Annotated in this window: 15 protein-coding genes; 8 read left to right on the top strand and 7 right to left on the bottom strand. The window is 70.8% G+C overall.

Translation table 11 applies throughout. The features are described from left to right. Positions 1–7: 7 nt before the first annotated feature. The 3 genes from ABZX61_RS14015 to ABZX61_RS14025 are packed head-to-tail and all read right to left on the bottom strand — an operon-like array spanning position 8 to position 2532. The gene (locus ABZX61_RS14015) at positions 8–763 is read right to left on the bottom strand and encodes a neutral zinc metallopeptidase (RefSeq protein WP_350722789.1); all 756 of its coding nucleotides are present in this window, start codon (positions 761–763) and stop codon (positions 8–10) included. Between the two features lie 22 nt (positions 764–785). Next, on the bottom strand, positions 786–1598 hold the full coding sequence (locus ABZX61_RS14020) for a neutral zinc metallopeptidase (RefSeq protein ID WP_350722787.1): 813 nt from the start codon (positions 1596–1598) through the stop codon (positions 786–788). Positions 1599–1641: 43 nt separating this feature from the next. Then, positions 1642–2532, bottom strand: coding sequence for a neutral zinc metallopeptidase (locus ABZX61_RS14025; RefSeq protein WP_355194459.1), 891 nt, complete (start codon positions 2530–2532; stop codon positions 1642–1644). Between the two features lie 132 nt (positions 2533–2664). Here ABZX61_RS14025 and dxs point away from each other — a divergent pair, with 132 nt between their 5' ends. Together dxs and ABZX61_RS14035 are read left to right on the top strand one after the other, a co-directional pair. Further along, positions 2665–4545: a 1-deoxy-D-xylulose-5-phosphate synthase gene (gene dxs / locus ABZX61_RS14030; RefSeq protein WP_350723235.1), complete on the top strand. Its 1881-nt coding sequence runs from the start codon at positions 2665–2667 to the stop codon at positions 4543–4545. Between the two features lie 126 nt (positions 4546–4671). After that, positions 4672–6144 (top strand): amino acid permease, encoded by a 1473-nt coding sequence (locus ABZX61_RS14035; RefSeq protein WP_355194460.1) that lies wholly within the window; start codon positions 4672–4674, stop codon positions 6142–6144. 30 nt (positions 6145–6174) lie between these two features. Here the strand turns inward: ABZX61_RS14035 and ABZX61_RS14040 are convergent, their stop codons facing one another. From ABZX61_RS14040 to ABZX61_RS14055, 4 genes are all read right to left on the bottom strand, one after another. Further along, complete coding sequence (locus ABZX61_RS14040; protein ID WP_355194462.1) at positions 6175–6558, bottom strand: SSI family serine proteinase inhibitor; 384 nt, start codon at positions 6556–6558, stop codon at positions 6175–6177. Between the two features lie 93 nt (positions 6559–6651). Next, a complete protein-coding gene (locus ABZX61_RS14045) occupies positions 6652–8742 on the bottom strand; it encodes a 3-hydroxyacyl-CoA dehydrogenase NAD-binding domain-containing protein (RefSeq protein WP_355194464.1) in 2091 nt (696 codons plus the stop codon). Then, on the bottom strand, positions 8739–9923 hold the full coding sequence (locus ABZX61_RS14050) for a thiolase family protein (RefSeq protein WP_355194466.1): 1185 nt from the start codon (positions 9921–9923) through the stop codon (positions 8739–8741). The genes ABZX61_RS14045 and ABZX61_RS14050 overlap by 4 nt, the downstream gene beginning before the upstream one ends. A 36-nt stretch (positions 9924–9959) precedes the next feature. Beyond that, the gene (locus tag ABZX61_RS14055) at positions 9960–10688 is read right to left on the bottom strand and encodes a hypothetical protein (RefSeq protein ID WP_355194468.1); all 729 of its coding nucleotides are present in this window, start codon (positions 10686–10688) and stop codon (positions 9960–9962) included. 212 nt (positions 10689–10900) lie between these two features. Between ABZX61_RS14055 and ABZX61_RS14060 the strand changes: the two genes are divergently transcribed. From ABZX61_RS14060 to ABZX61_RS14085, 6 genes are all read left to right on the top strand, one after another. Continuing rightward, positions 10901–12385: an LCP family protein gene (locus tag ABZX61_RS14060; protein WP_355194470.1), complete on the top strand. Its 1485-nt coding sequence runs from the start codon at positions 10901–10903 to the stop codon at positions 12383–12385. Positions 12386–12735: 350 nt separating this feature from the next. Next, positions 12736–13884: a hypothetical protein gene (locus tag ABZX61_RS14065; RefSeq protein WP_355194472.1), complete on the top strand. Its 1149-nt coding sequence runs from the start codon at positions 12736–12738 to the stop codon at positions 13882–13884. 67 nt (positions 13885–13951) lie between these two features. Then, positions 13952–14944: a LacI family DNA-binding transcriptional regulator gene (locus ABZX61_RS14070; RefSeq protein ID WP_350722770.1), complete on the top strand. Its 993-nt coding sequence runs from the start codon at positions 13952–13954 to the stop codon at positions 14942–14944. Continuing rightward, positions 14941–15714 (top strand): sugar phosphate isomerase/epimerase, encoded by a 774-nt coding sequence (locus ABZX61_RS14075; protein WP_355194475.1) that lies wholly within the window; start codon positions 14941–14943, stop codon positions 15712–15714. The genes ABZX61_RS14070 and ABZX61_RS14075 overlap by 4 nt, the downstream gene beginning before the upstream one ends. A gap of 26 nt (positions 15715–15740) precedes the next feature. Then, positions 15741–16667 carry an alkaline phosphatase family protein gene (locus ABZX61_RS14080; RefSeq protein ID WP_355194477.1) on the top strand — a complete coding sequence of 309 codons (927 nt, stop codon included), beginning with the start codon at positions 15741–15743 and terminating at the stop codon, positions 16665–16667. Positions 16668–16724: 57 nt separating this feature from the next. After that, the gene (locus tag ABZX61_RS14085) at positions 16725–19298 is read left to right on the top strand and encodes a PEP/pyruvate-binding domain-containing protein (protein ID WP_355194479.1); all 2574 of its coding nucleotides are present in this window, start codon (positions 16725–16727) and stop codon (positions 19296–19298) included.

Consider the following 19298-nt stretch of genomic DNA (forward strand, 5'->3'; position numbering starts at 1 on the left):
ACCGTCGTCAGCCGACCTTCGACTTGGCGGCCGTCCAGGTGTTGCAGAAGCCCGTGGCCCCGCCGCGGTAGCCGCGCTCCTGCCAGAAGGCGAGGTTGCGGGGCTTGCCGTGGATCTCGCTCTCGTCGGCCCTGCGCACCGCGTCGATCCAGTCGTCCCACTCGATCCCCGGCCTGATCGACTTCAGCGTGGCGCTGTACAGGACGCCGGCGAAGCACTCGGCCTGCATCTCCAGCCGGTGGCTCAGCAGGGTCCGCGCGCTGCCGGACGCCTGCCAGGACAGCGCGTTCTGCGCGTCCAGCACCCCGATGAGCTGCTGCACGTGGTGTCCCCACTCGTGGGCGACGGAGTGCGCGATGTTCATCCTGAAGGGGTCGCGCAGGTCGTGCTTCATGATGCGGATGGCGATCGTGCGCTGCTCGGGGCAGTACTGCGCGCCGTTGCTGGTGATCTCCCCGCAGACGGAGTCGCTCCCCGTCGTGATCGTGACCTCGGGCGGCGCGTACGGCAGCCGGGCCTGCGCGAACCGCCCGGCCCAGAAGCGGTCGGCGCATCCGGCCATCGCCCGGTAGAACGTCTTGAGCGAGGCGACGCTGCCCGGACGGATCTCCGGGACCTCGCAGGTCTGCGCGACCACGTCCCCGCCCATCTCTCCCAGAAGGCCGGCCTGCGCGATACGCGACGCCGCCCAGGCCGGCCCAGAAAAATGCCCGGAGAAGAGCAGTAGACCCGCGACCATGCCCGCTAAGAGGGATATGCGCACGATCGCGGATCTTAGAGGAGATTTACGACACTTGGGACTTCGGAGCCTTCCAGGTGTTGCAGCCGCCGGCCGACTCGGTGTCGAAGCCGCGCTTGAGCCAGGCGCCGGTGTTCTTGGCGTTGCCGTGCGTCTTCTCGCCCCAGTTGTCGACCTTCACGCCGAGGGCGGACAGGTCGAGGCCGGTGCCGCCGTTCCTGACCCAGTAGGTGAAGTCGGACTCCTGGCGGCCCAGCGAGTGCCAGACGCTGCCGGTGAACACGCCGGACAGGCACTCCGCCTGCAGTTCGAGCCGGCGGCTCTCGTCGAGCACCCGGGCCTCGTTCTTGCGGTTGTACGGCGTCAGGGCCTTGAACATGCCCGTCGTCTGCTGGATGTGGTGGCCGTACTCATGGGCCAGGACCAGCATCAGCATCAGGTCGTTCTGCTCCTCGACCAGGTTGGAGCTGGCGAAATAGGTGATCTTCTTGTTGGTCGAGCAGTAGAGCGCCTGCACGCCGCCCTCGGGGAATTTGCCGCACCCGGTCTGTGCGCCGGGCTTGGTGATCACCTGCATGGTGGGCTTGGTGAATGTGAAGCCGGCCTTCTTGACCTTCGGCTCCCAGGCGGCGTTGAGGCAGTCGAGCACGACCTCCAGGTAGCCCTTGACCTCATCCAGGGTGCCGGACTGCACCTTGGGCTCCGGGCACGAGTCGAAGCCGAGCTTGCCCGTCTTGTAGATCGGGCTTTTCGCCAGTACAGGCTTGTATGCCGGCGCAGCGGTGGCCGCGTGGGCCGTTCCGGCGAAGAGCAGGCTCGCCATGGTGCCTGCCATAAGCGCCAATCGGGTGATACGCATGAGAAGGCACCCTATTGAATAGGGAGTTCCAGGTAAAGGAAGATTAAAGCGTGTTGCGGGCCGTGGCGGACCAGGTGTTGCACGCGCCCGGACCGCCGCGGTTGAAGCCCCGCGTCATCCAGGCCGCCTGCGTCGGGCCCTTGCCGTGGTCGTTCTGGGGCCAGCCCTTGGCGCCGTTCTTCCTGAACCAGTCGACCGTGTACGCCCAGTCGGCGTCGGTGACCAGTTCCGTTCCCTTCATCGTGCTCATGAACACCGACGAGAAGCACTCCGCCTGCAGTTCCGAATTGCGCGAGAGTTGCAGCCGCTTCGCCTTGCCCGCGACATTCCTGGCGGTCCAGTAGTAGTTCCAGATGCCGGAGATCTGCTGGACGTGGTGCCCGTACTCGTGGGCGATCAGGCGGGTGATGCCCAGCGGGAACGGGTTGCGCAGCTGGTCCCTGCTGATCATCAGGTACATCGTGCGGTCCGTGGAGCAGTAGACGCCGTCGGCGCCGGTGTTCCAGGTGCCGCAGGGGGTCCTGACCTTGGTGGTGATGATGCGCAGCCGCGGCTTGGCGAAGGGCAGCCCGGCCTTGCGGAACTGGGCGGCCCACGCCTTGTTGAGGCAGTTGGTCACGCGGGTCAGGAAGCGCCGGTACGCGGTCATGCTCCCGGCCGGCAGGTCGCCGGGCGCGCAGTTGACGTCGGCCAGGCGCCCGGTCCGGTACAGCGGGTTCGCCATCGCCAGCGCCTGGCCGATCGAGGGCCCCTTCTTCGACTCGCTGGAGCCCTTGGCCGGCGGGGAGGAGAGCTGCTGGGCCGCCCCGTTCAGCGACTCCGACGAGGGGGTGGCCACGCCGGCCAGCACGAGCACCAAACCGGCCGCCACCAGGGCAAGCGCCACCATGGCGACCGCCAGCGCCGCGAGTTTGCTTTTGGGGGCAGAGTTCATATGTTCCGAAAAACTATCCCAAGATCAGACATATGTGGGTGGATTTGACTCGATGGAGTCAGTGAGGCGGGAGCGAACTAGACTCGGGTCAACGGCGCACAAGAGCAGAGGGGAGTCGGATCCGTGAGCGGGTTGCTGGGCTCGATAGAGGGACCGCACGACGTCAAACGGCTCACTGTCGAGGAGCTGCCGCGGCTTGCGGGGGAGATCCGCGACCTGCTGGTCGACTCGTGCGCCAGGTTCGGCGGCCATCTGGGCCCCAACCTGGGGGTGGTCGAGCTCACCATCGCCATCCACCGGGTCTTCGACTCCCCGAACGACCCCGTCGTCTGGGACACCGGCCACCAGTCGTACGTGCATAAGGTCCTCACCGGACGGGCCTCCGGCTTCGAGGCCCTCAAGCAGGAGGGCGGTCTGTCGGGCTACCCGAGCCAGGCCGAGTCGGAGCACGACTTCGTGGAAAACTCCCACGCCTCGACCGCGCTGTCCTACGCCGACGGCCTGGCCAAGGCGTTCAAGCTGCGCGGCGAGCAGGACCGCACGGTCGTGGCGGTGATCGGCGACGGCGCGCTGACCGGCGGCATGGCCTGGGAGGCGCTCAACAACATCGCCGCCGGCAAGGACCTCCGGCTCGTGATCGTGGTCAACGACAACGGCCGCTCCTACTCGCCCACGATCGGCGGCCTGGCCTCCCACCTGTCCAACCTGCGGGTCAACCGCAGGTATGAGGACTTCCTCGACTACGTCAAGGACAAGTTGGGGAACGTTCCCGTGCTCTACGACGCCCTGCACGGCTTCAAGAAGGGCGTCAAGGACGTCCTGGCCCCGCAGGTGATGTTCGAGGACCTCGGGCTCAAATACGTCGGCCCCATCGACGGCCACGACGAGCAGGCCATGGAGGCGGCGCTGCGCAAGGCGCGCGACTTCCGCGGCCCCGTCATCGTCCACGCTCTCACCCAGAAGGGCCGCGGCTACACGCCGGCGGAGAATCACGACGAGGACCAGTTCCACTCGCCCGGCGCCTTCGACCGGGCCACCGGCGCGGAGAAGCCCAAGCCGCGCATCTGGACCAACGTCTTCAGCGAGGAGCTCGTCCGGCTCGGCAAGGAGCGCGAGGACCTCGTCGCGATCACCGCGGCCATGCTCCACCCGACGGGCCTCAACGCCTTCGCCGACGCCTACCCCGAGCGCATCTACGACGTCGGCATCGCCGAGCAGCACGCGCTGACCAGCGCCGCCGGCCTCGCCCTCGGCGGCATGCACCCGGTCGTGGCCGTCTACGCCACGTTCCTCAACCGGGCCTTCGACCAGCTCCTCATGGACGTCGCGCTGCACCGGCTGCCCGTCACGGTGGTGCTCGACCGCGCGGGCGTCACGGGTGACGACGGCGCCAGCCACAACGGCATGTGGGACCTGTCGATCCTCCAGGTCGTCCCCGGGCTGCGGGTCGCGGTGCCGCGTGACGGCGACCGGCTGACCGAGCTGCTGCGCGAGGCCGTCGAGGTCACCGACGGCCCGACCGTGCTGCGCTTCCCCAAGGGCCCGGTCGCCGAGCCGGTCGAGCCGGTGGGCAAGCTGGGCGAGATGGACCTGCTGCGCGCCCCCAAGGGCGACCCCGACGTGCTGCTGGTCGGCGTGGGCCCGATGGCGCAGCTCTGCATGGACGCCGCGGTCCTGCTCGACGCCCAGGGGATCGGGGCCACCGTGGTCGACCCCCGCTGGGTCAAGCCGCTCGACGAGGCGCTCGTGCTGGCAGCGAGCGCCCACAAGCTGGTGGCCGTCGTCGAGGACAACGGCCGCGTGGGCGCCGTGGGCGACGCCGTGGCCCGGCTGCTGCGCGACGCCGACGTCGACGTGCCGGTGCGCACGTACGGCATCCCGCAGGAGTTCCTCGACCACGCCAAGCGGGCCGCGATCCTCGCCAGGATCGGCCTGACCGCGCAGGACCTCGCCCGGCAGATCACCGAGGCGGTCGCGAAGCGGACCTCCCACGAGGTGCCCGCCCGCCACTGAGCACCCGGCGCGGCGCGGCGGTGATCCCCGGCATGGCGACCACCGCCGCGTCGCGCTCCTATCCGGAAGGTGAGACTGGATCCCGACCACGCATGATCACTCAGGGCGTGGGAAGGATCACCGGGCGTGGACATCTTTCGCACGAAGAGTGTCGAGCAGTCGATCCGTGACACCGAGGATCCGGAGCATCAGCTGCGCAAACGCCTGACGGCCACCGACCTGACGGTCTTCGGCATCGGGGTGATCGTCGGCACCGGGATCTTCGTGCTCACGGGACAGGTCGCCAAGGAGGTGGCAGGCCCGGCGGTGGCGCTCTCGTTCGTCGTCGCGGGCATCGTCTGCGGCCTGGCGGCCCTGTGCTACGCCGAGTTCGCCTCCACGATCCCGGTCGCCGGCTCGGCCTACACCTTCGCCTTCGCCACCCTGGGCGAGTTCCCCGCCTGGGTGATCGGCTGGGACCTGACCCTGGAGCTGGCGCTGGCCGCGGCCGTGGTGGCGGTCGGCTGGTCGGGCTACTTCGCCTCGATGCTGGCGTCGATCGGCATCCATCTGCCCGCCTCGATCGCGGGCGAGAACCCCGTGGTGAACGTGCCCGCCATCCTCATCGTCCTCCTCCTCACCGTGATCCTGGTGATCGGGATCAAGGTCTCCTCGCGGGTCAACCTCATCCTGGTGATCACGAAGATCACGGTCGTGCTGCTGGTGATCGTGGCCGGGCTGTTCTTCGTCAAGGGGGCCAACTACACGCCGTTCATCCCCGAGGCGGTGTCCACGCCGCGGGTGGAGGGGCTGAAGGCGCCGCTGATCCAGGTGCTGTTCGGCGTCACGCCGGTCGCCTTCGGCGTGCTGGGCGTCTTCTCCGCCGCGGCGATCGTGTTCTTCGCGTTCATCGGCTTCGACATCGTGGCCACCGCCGCGGAGGAGACCATCCACCCGCAGCGCGACGTGCCGCGCGGCATCCTCGGCTCACTGGCCATCTGCACGGCCCTGTACGTGGCCGTCTCGCTCGTCGTGGTCGGTATGCAGCGCTACGACCGGCTCAGCACCTCGGCGCCGCTGTCCGACGCGTTCACCTCGGTCGGCTACGGCTGGCTGGCCACCATCATCAGCGTCGGCGCCATCGCCGGCCTGACCACCGTGGTGCTCGTGCTGCTGCTCGGCCAGACCCGGGTGCTCTTCGCGATGTGCCGCGACGGGCTGCTGCCGCGCCCGCTGGCCAAGGTCCACCCCCAATTCGGCACGCCGGCCCGGCTCACGATCATCATCGGCGTGGTGACGATGGCGCTGGCCGGGTTCGTGTCGTTCGGCGAGCTGGCCGAACTGGTGAACATCGGCACGCTCTTCGCGTTCGTGGTGGTCTCGATCGGGGTGGTCATTCTCCGGCGCACCCGGCCCGACCTGCCGAGGGCGTTCCGCGCGCCGTTCGTCCCGGTGCTGCCGGTCCTGTCGGTGCTGGCCTGCCTCTACCTCATGCTCAACCTGCCGGTGCAGACGTGGCTGAGGTTCCTGATCTGGATGATCGTCGGCGTCGTCATCTACTTCGTCTACGGCTACCGCCACAGCAGGACGGTCAAGGTCCGCGTCAAGAGCGGCGGCTGAGGGGGCGGGCGCCCGCCCCCTCGCGGCCGGTCAGAACGACACGACGGCTCCCAGCGCGGCCTTCGCCGTGCAGCCGTTGCCGAAGACCTTGGCCCACTGCACCGTCGTGCCCTGCCACTGGCCGGCCACCACGACGACGTGCGGCTGCAGCTCCTTCGTGCAGATGGCGTCCGGTGTGACGTTGAGCCGCTCGGGGTGCCCGTCGACCTTCTCCAGCAGCCGGCAGGCCGCGCGCGCGTTGGGGTGGGCCCCTCCCGCGGGGCCGCAGTTGAGCCAGACCGTCTTCGTCACGCCGTCCTTGACGGCGTCGACGATCTTGAGCTGCGCCTTCGGGTGGGGTGCGGCCACCGCGGGCGACGACGCGCCCACCATGAAGGCTCCGCAGAGCGCGATGGCGCCGAATGCTCTCATCATGACTACTCTCCGTTCGTAGAACGGTACTCAACGCTACGACGGAGGCCGGTGAGGATCAGGGAGGCCCGCCGGGGCGGGCCTCCTTCAAAGCGTTCAGGCGGGCAGCGAGGCCACGCCGGGCGACAGGAACCGAGGCCGGGCGATGCCCGTCCTGTCCAGGTACGGGGTGATCCCGCCCAGGTGGAACGGCCAGCCGGCCCCGAGGATCATGCACAGGTCGATGTCCTGCGGCGCGGCGACCACGCCCTCGTCCAGCATGATGCGGACCTCCCTGGCCAGCGCCGCCAGGACACGCTCGCGCACCTGCTCGGCGGTGGACGGTGACGTGCCGCCCGAGAAGAGGGCGACCGCCTCCGGGTCGAGCGTGAAGTCGGGCCGGTAGACGCCCGGCTTGCCCGCGGCGACCAGCTTGGCCATGTTCTCCGAGACGCCGAACCGGTCGGGGAAGGCCTCGTGCAGCGTCTCGGCGACGTGCAGGCCGACGGCCGGGCCGACGAGCTGCAGCAGCGCGAACGGCGACATCGGCAGCCCGAGCCCGTCCAGAGCGTGCTCGGCCACCTCCAGCGGCGTGCCCTCGTCCACGGCCGTCACGACCTCGCCCATGAAGCAGGTCAGCAGCCGGTTGACCACGAACGCCGGGGCGTCCTTGACCAGCACCGACGACTTCTTCAGCGACTTGCCCACCGCGAACGCCGTGGCCAGCGTGGCGTCGTCCGTCACGGCGCCGCGGATGATCTCCAGCAGCGGCATGACGGCGACCGGGTTGAAGAAGTGGAACCCGACCAGCCGCTCGGGGTGCGCCAGCCCGGCGCCCATCTCGGTGAGGGAGAGCGAGGAGGTGTTCGTGGCCAGCACGCACTCGGCCGAGACCACGGCCTCCACCTCGGCGAACACCTGCTTCTTGACCGCCATGTCCTCGAACACGGCCTCGATCACGAAGTCGGCGTCGGCGAAGGCGTCCTTCGTCAGCGACCCGGTCACCAGGGCCTTGAGCCGGTTGGCCTGGTCGGCCGAGACGCGGCCCTTGCCCAGGAGCTTGTCGACCTCGGCGTGCACGTACCCGACGCCCTTGTCGAGCCGGGCCTGGTCGAGGTCGGTCAGCACGACCGGCACCTCCAGGCGGCGCGCGAACAGCAGCGCCATCTGCGAGGCCATCAGCCCCGCGCCCACCACGCCGACCTTGGTGACCTTGCGGGCCAGCGACCGGTCGGGCGCGCCCGCGGGCCGCTTGGCACGGCGCTGCACCAGGTCGAACGAGTAGAGCCCGGCCCGCAGCTCGTCACCCATCAGCAGGTCGGCCAGCGCCTCGTCCTCGGCGGCGAAGCCCTCGTCGCGGGAGGCCGTGCGGGCCTGGGCGATCAGGTCGAGCGCGCGGTAGGGGGCGGGCGAGGCGCCGCGCAGCTTCATGTCCACCAGGAAGCGCGCGTCGGCGACCGTCTTGTCCCAGTCCTCGTCGTGTGCCGGCCGCTCCACGGCCAGGTCGCCCTTGACCACGCGGGCGGCCCAGCGCAGCGACTCCTCCAGGAAGTCGGCGGGCTCGAACATCGCGTCCGCGACGCCCAGCTCGTACGCCTCCTTGCCCTTGACCATGCGGTTCTGCGAGAGCGGGTTCTCGATGACGAGCTTGATCGCCTTCGCCGGGCCGATCAGGCGGGGCAGGAGCTGCGTGCCGCCCCAGCCCGGCACCAGGCCGAGGAAGCACTCCGGCAGCGCCACCGCGGGCACGCCGGAGGAGATGGTCCGGTACGTGCAGTGCAGCGCCACCTCGAGCCCGCCGCCCATCGCGGCGCCGTTCACGAACGCGAACGACGGGATCGCCAGCTCGCCCAGCCTGCGGAACACGTGGTGGCCCAGCGCGCCGATGGCCAGGGCCTCCTCGCGCGTGGACAGCGCGGCCGCGCCCTTGAGGTCGGCGCCGACGGCGAAGATGAACGGCTTGCCCGTCACGCCCACCGCGGCCAGGTCGGTGCGCTCGGCGATCTCCGACAGCGCGCCGTTGAGCGCGAACAGGCCGTTCGGGCCGAACGTGTTGGGCTTGGTGTGGTCGAAGCCGTTGTCCAGCGTGATCAGCGCCATCGTGCCGGCGCCGTAGGGGAGCTGGACGTCGCGCACGAGCGCCTTGGTGACGACTTCGTCGGTGTTGCGCCCGCCCAGCAGCGCGCGCCAGTTCTCGACGTTGGTCATGCGAGGTTCTCCCAGATCACAGTGCCGCCCATACCCATGCCGACGCACATGGTGGTGATGCCGTACCGCACGTCGGGACGCTCGCCGAACTGCCGCGCGAGCTGCGTCATCAGCCGCACGCCGGAGGAGGCGAGCGGGTGCCCGTAGGCGATCGCGCCGCCGTACTGGTTCACGCGGGGATCGTCGTCGGCGATCCCGAAGTGGTCGAGGAACGCCAGCACCTGGACGGCGAACGCCTCGTTGATCTCGAACAGCCCGATGTCGGAGATGTCCAGGCCGGCCAGCCGGAGCGCCCGCTCCGTGGACGGGATCGGTCCGACGCCCATGACCTCGGGGTCCACGCCCGCGAACGCGTAGGAGACGAGCCGCATCTTCGCGCCCAGCCCCAGCTCGTCCGCGACCTCCTTGGCGGCCACGACGCACCCGGTGGCGCCGTCGTTGATGCCGGAGGAGTTGCCCGCCGTGATGTTGCCGTGCGGCCGGAAGGGCGTCTTGAGCGTGCTCAGCCCTTCCACCGTGGTGCCGGGCCGCGGCGCCTCGTCCTCGACCGCCAGGCCCCAGCCCTTCTCGGCCGTCCTGATCGCGGTCGGGACCAGGTCGGGCTGGATCCGGCCGTCGGCGTACGCCTTGGCCGCCCGCTCTTGCGACAGCACCGCGTACGCGTCCGCACGGCCCTTGGTGATGTGCGGGTAGCGGTCGTGCAGGTTCTCCGCCGTCATGCCCATGACCAGCGCGCTCGGGTCGACCAGCTTCTCCGACAGGAAGCGCGGGTTGGGATCGACGCCCTCGCCCATCGGGTGGCGGCCCATGTGTTCGACGCCGCCGGCGATGGCCACGTCGTACGCGCCGAACGCGATGCCGCCCGCGACCGTGGTGACCGCGGTCATCGCGCCCGCGCACATCCGGTCGATGGCGTAGCCGGGCACGCTCTTGGGCAGCCCGGCCAGCACCGCCGCCGCCCGGCCGATGGTCAGGCCCTGGTCGCCGATCTGCGTGGTCGCGGCGATGGCGACCTCGTCCACTCGCTCGGGGGGCAGGTTGGGATTGCGCCGGACGAGCTCGCGGATGACGCGGACGACCAGGTCGTCGGCGCGGGTCTCCGCGTACAGCCCTTTCGGTCCTGACCTGCCGAAAGGCGTGCGCACGCCGTCGACGAACACGACGTCACGAGAGGAAGGCACGGATTCGCTCCTCGTTGATAGGGTTCCGTGCCTATGCTACTCGTCAGTAACTACTCCGCAGACGAGGGCGGCGGTCAGCAATGTGTAAACGACCGCCGTGGCCGGCTCCCAGAGATGGGCGCGGGCCCCGACCAGGGCCGCGACCGCCATGGCCGCGCCCGTCCAGAGCGCCGCGCCCTCTCGCCGGCGCGCGCCTCGGCCGGGGTCCCACGGATCGCCAGGTGACCCGCCCGACCGCACGGCGCGCGCCAGTGTCCCCAACGCGTCGCCTGCCCACCAGAGGACGAACAACACCCCCGTCGCGAGACTCATCAGCGCCAGCGCCTCGGTGGCCCGGCCCAGGGAGTCGGCGAAGCCGTACAGGGCGGCCTCCCGGAACAGGCGCGGCGCCGTCCAGCCGAGCAGCAGCGTCACCGCCCAGCAGCAGGCCACGGCCAGTCTGCTGAGGGGGCGCACGCGTCCGGTGCGGGGGGCGGCGTACAGCTCGCGCTCCTTGCGGTGGACGTGCCGGGCGTGGGTGCCCCAGACGTACTGGGTGATCGCCTGCGCGGGCACCGCGGCCGCGAAGACCGCCAGCGACAACACGGCCAGCGGCAGCGTCTGCTCCCTCGTCTGCGCCCGGTCGGCGAGCAGCTGGGCGGTGGCCAGCAGCGCGATCGAGGCGGAGAGCGCGACGAAGGCCCGGCGGCGGGCGGTTCTGGCTCTGGCCCGCAGCCCGGCCAGTTCCTGGGCGCCTGGAGGGGGCGCCATCTCGGTCAACAGCATGAATGTCATCATGGCGTCACTCTGCGTGGTGACGCCCCGGATTCCCGTGCTTCGGATGGAGCTCCTCGCCCGGCACGCAACAGTGGCAGCCCCGAGGATTGCCACTTTTATCTGCAAGGCGCGACAGTCCTGGAATCATCGGTAACTCGGTGAGCTACGCGCCGCCACCTGGCGGTACGCGTTTCTCTTGTGGGGTGGGTGAAGGGGGGCGCGTGAGGCAGAGTCCGGAACACGTGGGGGATGCTCCGCCGCGGCGCAGGAGGCGGCGCGAGCCCGGCCCGCGATGGCGGGTCTCGGTCCTGGGGTGGATCGGCATCGGGATGACGCTGGTGCTGGTGGTCGTCTCGGTCGGGGCGTACGCGTACTACCGGCACATCGAGAGCGAGATCCCCCGCGAGCCCATCGCCGTCGGCGAGAGCCGCCCGCCGGACACCGGCGCGCTCAACGTCCTGCTCGTCGGCTCCGACTCCCGTGAGGGCGACAACAAGAAGTACGGCCCCCACCTCAAGGAGATCGGCGAGCGCACCGACACGATCATGCTGCTGCACATCTCCCCGAACCGGGACAAGGCCACCATGATCAGCTTTCCGCGTGACTCCATGGTCCTGATCCCGGAGTGCAAGAGCCGTACCGGCGCCCTGATCCCCGGCGGCCTGCGCCAGATCAACGCCGCCTTCAACGACGGCGGCATCAACTGCACGATCAAGACCCTCGAGTCGCTCACCAACATCAGGATCGACCACTTCGTGAAGGTCGACTTCACCGGCTTCAAGGGCATCATCGACGCCATCGGCGGCATCGAGATCTGCCTGCCCAAGGCCGTCAACGACCCCAAGGCGAAGCTGGTGCTCAGCGCGGGCCGGCACGTGGTCAGCGGCGAGCAGGCGCTGGGGTACGTGCGCGCCCGGTACTCGCTGGGCGACGGCAGCGACCTGAGCAGGATCCAGCGCCAGCAGGTCTTCCTCACCAAGGTGCTGCAGGCGGTCACCGACGGCGGCCTGCTCACCGACCCGGTCAAGCTGAACTCGTTCCTGCTGGCCGCCACCAAGGCCGTCACCCTGGACGATCAGCTCACCCTCGACCGCATGGTGGACATCGCCCTCAGCGTCAAGGGCCTGACGGCCAAGGAGCTCAAGGGCATCACGGTGCCCACCGAGCCCTACCCGGCGGACAAGAACCGGGTCCAGTTCAGCCAGCCGTCCGCGCGCGACTTCTTCGAGAGCGTGCGCAACGACGTCGAGGTCACCGCGGCTCCCACACCGGGCAAGTCAGCCGGGCCCAAGATCGAGAACAAGCAGGTGCGCGTCCAGGTGCTCAACGGCACGGGGGAGCAGGGCAAGGCGCTCAAGGTGGCCGACGAGCTGGCCGCCCAGGGGTTCGTGATCACGGAGGTCGGCAACGTCGCCGCCACCCCGAAGACCGCACTCCGGTACGCCAAGAAGGACGACGCCGACGGGCCCGCCTACGGGGACGCGGTGGCCTCGCGGCTGTCGAAGGAGAAGAAGACGCCCGTGGCCGGCAAGGTCAAGCCGATCACCACGCAGCCGTACAAGTCCAAGGCCGGCGTCGAGGTCCCCGGCGGGCCGATCATCCAGGTCGTCATCGGGGCGGACTGGCCCGGCGTGCGCGTCGTGTCGGCGATCCCCGACTCGCTCAAGGACAAGGTCGTCGACTCCGACACCAACCCCTGCCTGTGACTCCTGACTGTGCTCTTGACAGGCCGCCCGGACCCGGTCCGGGCGGCCTTTCGCCTGCCGTGCCCCGTGACGCCGGAGCGTGCCCGCGCGGGTGAACTCCGTGGTCAAAGGGGGTTCTGGAGGGCCGATCGGCTCACCAACAGCGTGCCTTCGATCTCTTAGAGTGACGAATGTTACAGAGAGTGTTTTTAGGGAAACATGTGAAATTTCCGGACAAGTGATGGTCGGGTCTGTTAAGAAGGGCGCGGTCCGAATTCGTACTAGAGAGGTTCATCGTGGCGCGCGACGAGAACGACAGGCCTTATGAGGATGGGCAGGGGAGGTCGTTAAACCCGGATCTGACGGGCGACGTGCTTTCCCCACGGTGGAGCACCGATGACACCGACGAGCAGCCCGCCATCCAGGTCGTCGGCAACGAGACCTACATCCTCCCCCTCGACAAGAGCGAGCCCCAGCTCATCGGGGGCCGTGACCTGCTCGACGACGGCCCGCACGATGTCCTCGGCGGTCAGAGCGACCCGCTCGACGCGGGCCAGCGCGACGTGTACGGCGACCCGCTCGACGTGGGGGGCCAGCGCGACATGTACGTGGCCGGCGACCCGCTGGACGGCAGCAAGCGCGACGTGTATGCGGCCGGCGACCCGCTCGACGTGGGCCACCGCGACGTGTACGGCGGGGCCAGCGGTCCCCATCACGTCCTGGACGCCGACGACCTGGGCGGACCCAGCGGCTCCCACCGCATCGACGACGACAACCCGTACCTCCCGCTCGACCGCAGCTACGACGCCGGGATCGACGACGACCACGACGACGACAAGCCCAAGCGCGGCTTCCTTGGCTCGGGCTGGACGGAGGACTCGGACGACAAGCGCCCGCAGGACAGGCGCTCGGGCGGCCGTTCCGGCGGCGGCAACGGTGACGACGGCGGCGAGGTGCGCCGGCGCACCAGGAAGCTGCTGGTGGTCGCGGCCGCGGTGGTGCTGGTCGGCGTGGGCGCCGGCTTCATGCTCACGGGCAACTCCTCCGACGACCCCTGCAAGGGCGGTCAGTGCGCCAGCGCGGGCGAGGTGACGCGCCCCTCGGAGAGCGCGGCCCCCGAGGACACCACCTCGGAGGAGGAGACTCCCGAGACCGAGGATACGGACACCCCGGAGCCGTCCGAGTCCGAGTCCGATACCCCGACGACCGCGCCCACGCGGGCGGCCCGGCCCACGCGCGAGCCCTCGGCCCGTCCGACGAACACGCGCATCGGCCAGCCGACGGCGAAGGCGAGCACCAGGCCCACCCGCGCCCCGCAGAACCAGACGAACGACGACGACGACCGCACGAGCACGACGAACGACACGGACAGCAGGGACAACACGGTCTCGACCAAGGCGCCGGAGTCGAAGTCCACCCAGGCTCCCTCCACGCAGGCGCCGCCGCAGACCCAGGCGCCCGCGCCCACGCCCACCAAGGAGAGCAAGGGACTTCTGGACATCCTGTTCCCCTGGGCCTGAGACGTGCGAGGATGCGGATCCAGGTGCTGATCTGGCAGACTTGGAAACCGCTTTCCGGGGAGGTCTCGTGGTCACGCTTGAGGATGTCGCCAAGCAGGCGGGCGTCTCGCTCGCGACAGCCTCGCGGGTGCTCAACGGCAGCACCCGCCAGGTGGGCGCGACTCTGCGGGCGCGCGTCGAGCAGGCCGCGGACGAGCTGGGCTACCGCGCCAACATCGCCGCCCAGACGCTCGCCCGCGGCGCCAGCAACGTCATCGGCATCGTCGTCCACGACCTGACCGACCCCTACTTCGCGGCCCTGGCCGACGGGGCGATGCGGGCGGCCGCCACCGAGGGCCTGCTGGTCATGGTGGGCACCACGCATCGCGACCCCGAGCAGGAGATCGCCTACGTGGCCACGCTCAACGCCCAGCGCGTGCGGGCGGTGCTGCTGGTCGGCTCGCGCGTCGCCGACCACGCCGTCACGGGGCGCCTGCGCGACGAGCTCGCCCGCTACCAGTCAGGCGGCGGCCGCGCCGCCTGCGTGGGCCAGGACCTCCTCGGCGTCGACACCGTCGCGCCCGCCAACAGAGCGGGCGCGGCCGAGCTGGCCCGCGCGCTGGCCGGGCTCGGGCACACGCGGTTCGCGGTGCTGGCCGGGCCGCCGCACCTGGTGACGGCGGCCGACCGGTGCGCCGGGTTCGCCGGGGCGCTGGAGGAGCTGGGGCTGCCCGCGCCGCACGTCATCCACGGGCCGTTCGACCGCGACGGCGGCTACGCGGCGGCCCAGCAGGTCAAGGACGCGACCTGCGTGTTCGCGGTCAACGACGTGATGGCGGTCGGGGCGCTGGCGGCCTACAGGGAGCGCGGGGTCCGGGTGCCGGAGGACGTCTCGGTGGCCGGGTTCGACGACATCGTGACGCTGCGGGACCACGTGCCCGCGCTGACGACCGTGCGGCTGCCCCTGACGGACATGGGCGCGCGGGCGCTGGAGCTCGCGCTGGGTGAGACGGACGAGGTCGTGGTCGAGCAGGTCGCGGGCGAGGTCGTGCTGCGAGAGAGCGTACGGAGGATGGCGTGAAGCTGGCGGTCAGCACCCTGGGGATGCCCGGCGAGGGGCTGGACAGGGCGATCGGGATCGCGGCCGGAGGCGGCTGCCAGGGCCTCGAGCTGCGCCTGCACCCGGACACCGGGGTCCACGCCGGCCTCGACGCCGCGGAGCGGCGCTCGGCGCGGGAACGGGTCGAGCGGGCGGGCCTGGAGATCGCCGCACTCGCCGGATATGTCAAGGTTTGTGCGCCTGGACCGGACGAACTGGCCATCGAGGCGCTCCTCGCCGACCTCCGGCTCGCCGCCGACCTGGGTGCCCCCGCGGTGCGGGTGTTCCCGGGCGGCGACGATCCCGCCGTCGGCGCCCGCCGGCTCAAGGCGGTCTCCGGTACGGCCTCCGCGCTCGGCGTCCGCGTCCTCGTCGAGACGCACGACCACATGGCCACCGGCGCCGCCGTGGCCGGGCTGCTGGCCGAGGCGGGCTGCCCCGAGTCCACCGGCGCGATCTGGGACCTGCTGCACCCGTGGCGACACGGCGAGCCCCCGGCCGAAACGCTGGCCGCGCTGGGCCCGTACCTCTCCTACGTCCAGGTCAAGGACGCGGTCTCGGCCGAGGACACCACGCCGGTGCCCATGTGGACGGGCTCGGTGCCCTTGGCGGAGGCGGGCGAGCTGCTGCACGCGGCCGGTTACGACGGATGGGTGTCGCTGGAATGGGAGCGCACCTGGTATCCGCAGGTCGCCCCGGTCGAGGAGATCCTCCCGGGCGCGGCTGACTGGGTGCGGCGTTTCGCCCTTTAGATACCTTTCGCCGCTTAGATAGGGGGATGCCCCTATCTAAGCGGAACAAGGTGCTGGTCGTCGGGATGGACGGCCTGCGGTTCGACCGCCTCCAGGCTCTGGGCGCGCCCGTGCTGGGCTCGCTCATGTCCTCCGGCGCGTACGGCACCAGCAAGCTCCCCTACGGCGAGGCGGGAACGCCGCGTACGGAGTCGCCCGGCCAGGTCGTCCCCAAGGCTCCGGAGCCGAGCGGGCGCGTCATCGCCTCGCGGACGGACTCGGGTCCCGGCTGGTCGTCGATCGCCACCGGAGTCTGGCCGGACAAGCACGGCGTGGTGGACAACGGCTTCGCCAATCCCCGTTTCACGAAATATCCGGACTTCTTGACTCGTGCGAAGCATGCCCGGCCGGAGTTGAGCACCGCCGCGTTCTTCTCCTGGGGGGCGCTGGAGGAGCACGGCGCGTTCAGCCGGGCCATCGACCACCGGTTCGTCCTGGACGGCTACGAGTTCGGCTCCTGGGCCGAGGCCGACAGGCAGGTCGCCGAGGCCGCCGAGCGGCACCTGGCCGCGGCCGACCCCGACGCCGTCTTCGTGTATCTGGGCGACACCGACGAGGTGGCCCACGACCTCGGCCCCCATTGCCCCGAGTACTTCGACGCGCTCCAGACCCAGGACGCCTACCTGGGGCAGCTGCTCGACACTGTGCGGGGGCGGTCCTCGTACCTCGACGAGCGATGGACGGTGCTGATCACGACCGACCACGGGCACGTGGACGAGGGCGGCCACGGCGGGATCTCGGACGAGGAGCGCACGGTGTTCGTGATCGCGAACCGGCTGGAGGAGGACCTGGGCGGCCGCTCGCTCGGCGAGCCGCGGCTGGTCGACGTGGGGCCGACGGCGCTCGGAGTGCTGGGCGTCGGGGTCGATCCCGCCTGGGATCTGGACGGCGCGGATCTTTTCATCAACTGTTGAATTTCTCTCCCGGAAGAGCCACACTGAGTGTCAGGAAGCTGAACGGCAGGGGAGCAGATGATGAAGACGGCACTGGCCTTCTCCGAGATCGACGCCGGGATGCTCGCCGAGGTGGGCGGCAAGGCCGCGAACCTCGGCGAGCTGGCCAGGGCCGGCCTTCCCGTCCCGCCGGGATGGGTGCTCACCACGGAGGCGTACCGGCGGGTCGCGGAGGGCCTGGAGACGAGCGGCGACGGGCTCGCCGAGCGGGCCAGGCGGCACCTGCTGGAGGCGCCGGTGCCGGAGGACGTGCGCGAGACGATCGTGACGTCCTACGCCGCGCTCGGTGACGACGTGGCCGTGGCGGTGCGCTCGTCCGCCACGGCCGAGGACCTGCCGTTCGCCAGCTTCGCCGGGCAGCAGGACACTTACCTCAACGTCGTCGGCGCCGAGGCGGTGGTCGAGGCCGTGCGCCGCTGCTGGGCCTCGCTCTGGACCGACCGCGCGGTCGCCTACCGCGAGTCCAACGGCATCGACCACGGCGCCGTCCGGCTGGCGGTGGTCGTGCAGGAGATGGTGGACGCGCGGGTGGCGGGCGTGATGTTCACCGCCAACCCGGTGACCGGGCGGCGGCGCGAGGCCGTCATCGACGCCAACCCCGGGCTCGGCGAGGCCGTCGTCTCCGGCGCCGTGAACCCCGACCGGTTCGTCGTGCACGGCGGCGAGATCCTCGAACGCCACGCCGGCGACAAGCGCCTGACCATCCGTTCCGTGCCCGGCGGCGGCACGGAACGCGTCGAGACCGCGCACGACGGACTCTGCCTGACTGACGGCCAGGTGCGCGCGCTGGCCGAGCTGGGCGCCCGCGTGGAGGACCACTACGGCGCGCCCCAGGACACCGAGTGGGCCATCGACGGTGACGGCCGGCTCTGGCTCACCCAGGCGAGACCGATCACCACCCTCTACCCGCTGCCCGAGCGGACCCGGCCGGGCCTGCGGGTGTACTTCTCGGTCAACGTCGTCCAGGGCGTCATGGGGCCGCTCACCCCGATGGGCCTGTCGGCGTTCCGGCTGATCTCCTCCGGGGCGGCGGGGCTGCCCGGCTACGGGCCGGCCGACCCGCGGGACGGCGCGCCGTTCATGACCGTGTCGGGCCAGCGCATGTGGCTGGACCTGACCACGGCCGTACGCAGCCGCTTCGGCCGCGCGGTCCTGCCGCGCATGCTCGCGCTGGGCGAGGCGCGCACCGTCCCCGTGTTCGAGCGGCTGATGGAGGACCCGAGGCTCTCGGTGGTGCACACGTCACCCCGCCCGGTCCTGCGCGGCCTGCGCAGGTTCGCCCGCCGCATCCACGCGCCCTCCCGGATCCTGCTCGCCCTCACGCGGCCGAAGGAGGGCCTCGCGTACGCCGCCCGCATCGGCGAGCAGCTGGACCGGCGGCTGCGGCTCCCCGAGGCGGCCACCCCCGCCCAGCGCCTGGACCACGCCGAACGCCTGCTCGCCGCCACCTTCCCGGTCATCCTCTCGATCATGCCCATGGTGCTCACCGGCTACGGCCTGTTCGCGCTGGCCTCCAGGCTCTCCGGCGTGCCGATCGCCGACATGCAGGACGTCCTGCGCAGCGTCCCGCACAACCCGACCACGGAGATGGACCTGGAGCTGTGGCACCTGGCCACCCGCATCGAGCCGGAGCCGTTCAGGAAGGAGCCGGTGGCCGAGCTGGTCCGCCTCTTCGAGGCCGGGAAGCTCCCGCCGGTCGCCCAGCGCGAGATCACCGCGTTCCTGGACGAGTACGGCCACCGCGGCGTCGCCGAGATCGATCTGGGCGTGCCCCGCTGGTCGGAGGAGCCCGCGCACATCCTCGGTGTGCTGGCCAACTACCTGCGCATGGACGGCGGCGCCGACCTCGTGCCCTCCGCGCTGTTCGCCAAGGGGGCCGAGGCGGCGCGCTCCGCCATCGCCCACGTGGCGTCCGAGGCCCGCCGCAAGGGCCGCTGGCGGGCCGCGGTCGTGCGTTTCGGGCTCCGGCGGACCAGGGAGTTCGCGGGGCTGCGGGAGCTGCCCAAGTTCTACCTGGTCAAGACCCTCGCCGGGGTGCGGCGGAGCATGCTCGCGGTGGGGGAGCACCTGGTGGGTCTCGGCGTCCTGGACTCGGCGCGGGACGTGTACTTCCTCGGCTTCGACGAGGCCAGGGCCGCCCTGGACGGGGGCGACCTGCGCGCGGTCGTGGCGGAGCGGCGGGAGACGTACGAGCGGGAGTCGCGCCGCAGGCACGTCCCGAGGATCCTGCTGTCCGACGGCACCGAGCCCGAGGCGCTCGCGACCAGTGCCGTGGAAGGCGCGCTGACGGGCACCGCCGCCTCGGCCGGCACCGTCAAGGGCGTGGCCAGAGTGGTGCTCGACCCCATCGGCGCGCACCTGGAGCCCGGCGAGATCCTGGTCTGCCCCTCGACCGATCCGGGCTGGACGCCGCTGTTCCTGACGGCGGGCGGGCTGGTGATGGAGATGGGCGGCGCGATGTCGCACGGCGCCGTGGTGGCCAGGGAGTACGGCATCCCGGCCGTCGTCGGCGTCCCCGACGCCACCCACCGCATCACGACGGGGCAGGAGATCGAAGTGAACGGCGCCGCGGGGACCGTGACGCTATCGTGA

The organism is Nonomuraea sp. NPDC003709, from assembly GCF_040610775.1.
Lineage (GTDB): Bacteria > Actinomycetota > Actinomycetes > Streptosporangiales > Streptosporangiaceae > Nonomuraea > Nonomuraea angiospora_A.

Excerpts from the sequence above, each read along its gene's own strand:
- ABZX61_RS14020 (WP_350722787.1), bottom strand. The coding sequence starts at position 1,598 with ATGCGTATCACCCGATTGGCGCTTATGGCAGGCACCATGGCGAGCCTG.
- ABZX61_RS14025 (WP_355194459.1), bottom strand. The coding sequence starts at position 2,532 with ATGAACTCTGCCCCCAAAAGCAAACTCGCGGCGCTGGCGGTCGCCATG.
- ABZX61_RS14040 (WP_355194462.1), bottom strand. The coding sequence starts at position 6,558 with ATGATGAGAGCATTCGGCGCCATCGCGCTCTGCGGAGCCTTCATGGTG.
- ABZX61_RS14045 (WP_355194464.1), bottom strand. The coding sequence starts at position 8,742 with ATGACCAACGTCGAGAACTGGCGCGCGCTGCTGGGCGGGCGCAACACC.
- ABZX61_RS14055 (WP_355194468.1), bottom strand. The coding sequence starts at position 10,688 with ATGCTGTTGACCGAGATGGCGCCCCCTCCAGGCGCCCAGGAACTGGCC.
- ABZX61_RS14080 (WP_355194477.1), top strand. The coding sequence starts at position 15,741 with ATGCCCCTATCTAAGCGGAACAAGGTGCTGGTCGTCGGGATGGACGGC.
- ABZX61_RS14085 (WP_355194479.1), top strand. The coding sequence starts at position 16,725 with ATGATGAAGACGGCACTGGCCTTCTCCGAGATCGACGCCGGGATGCTC.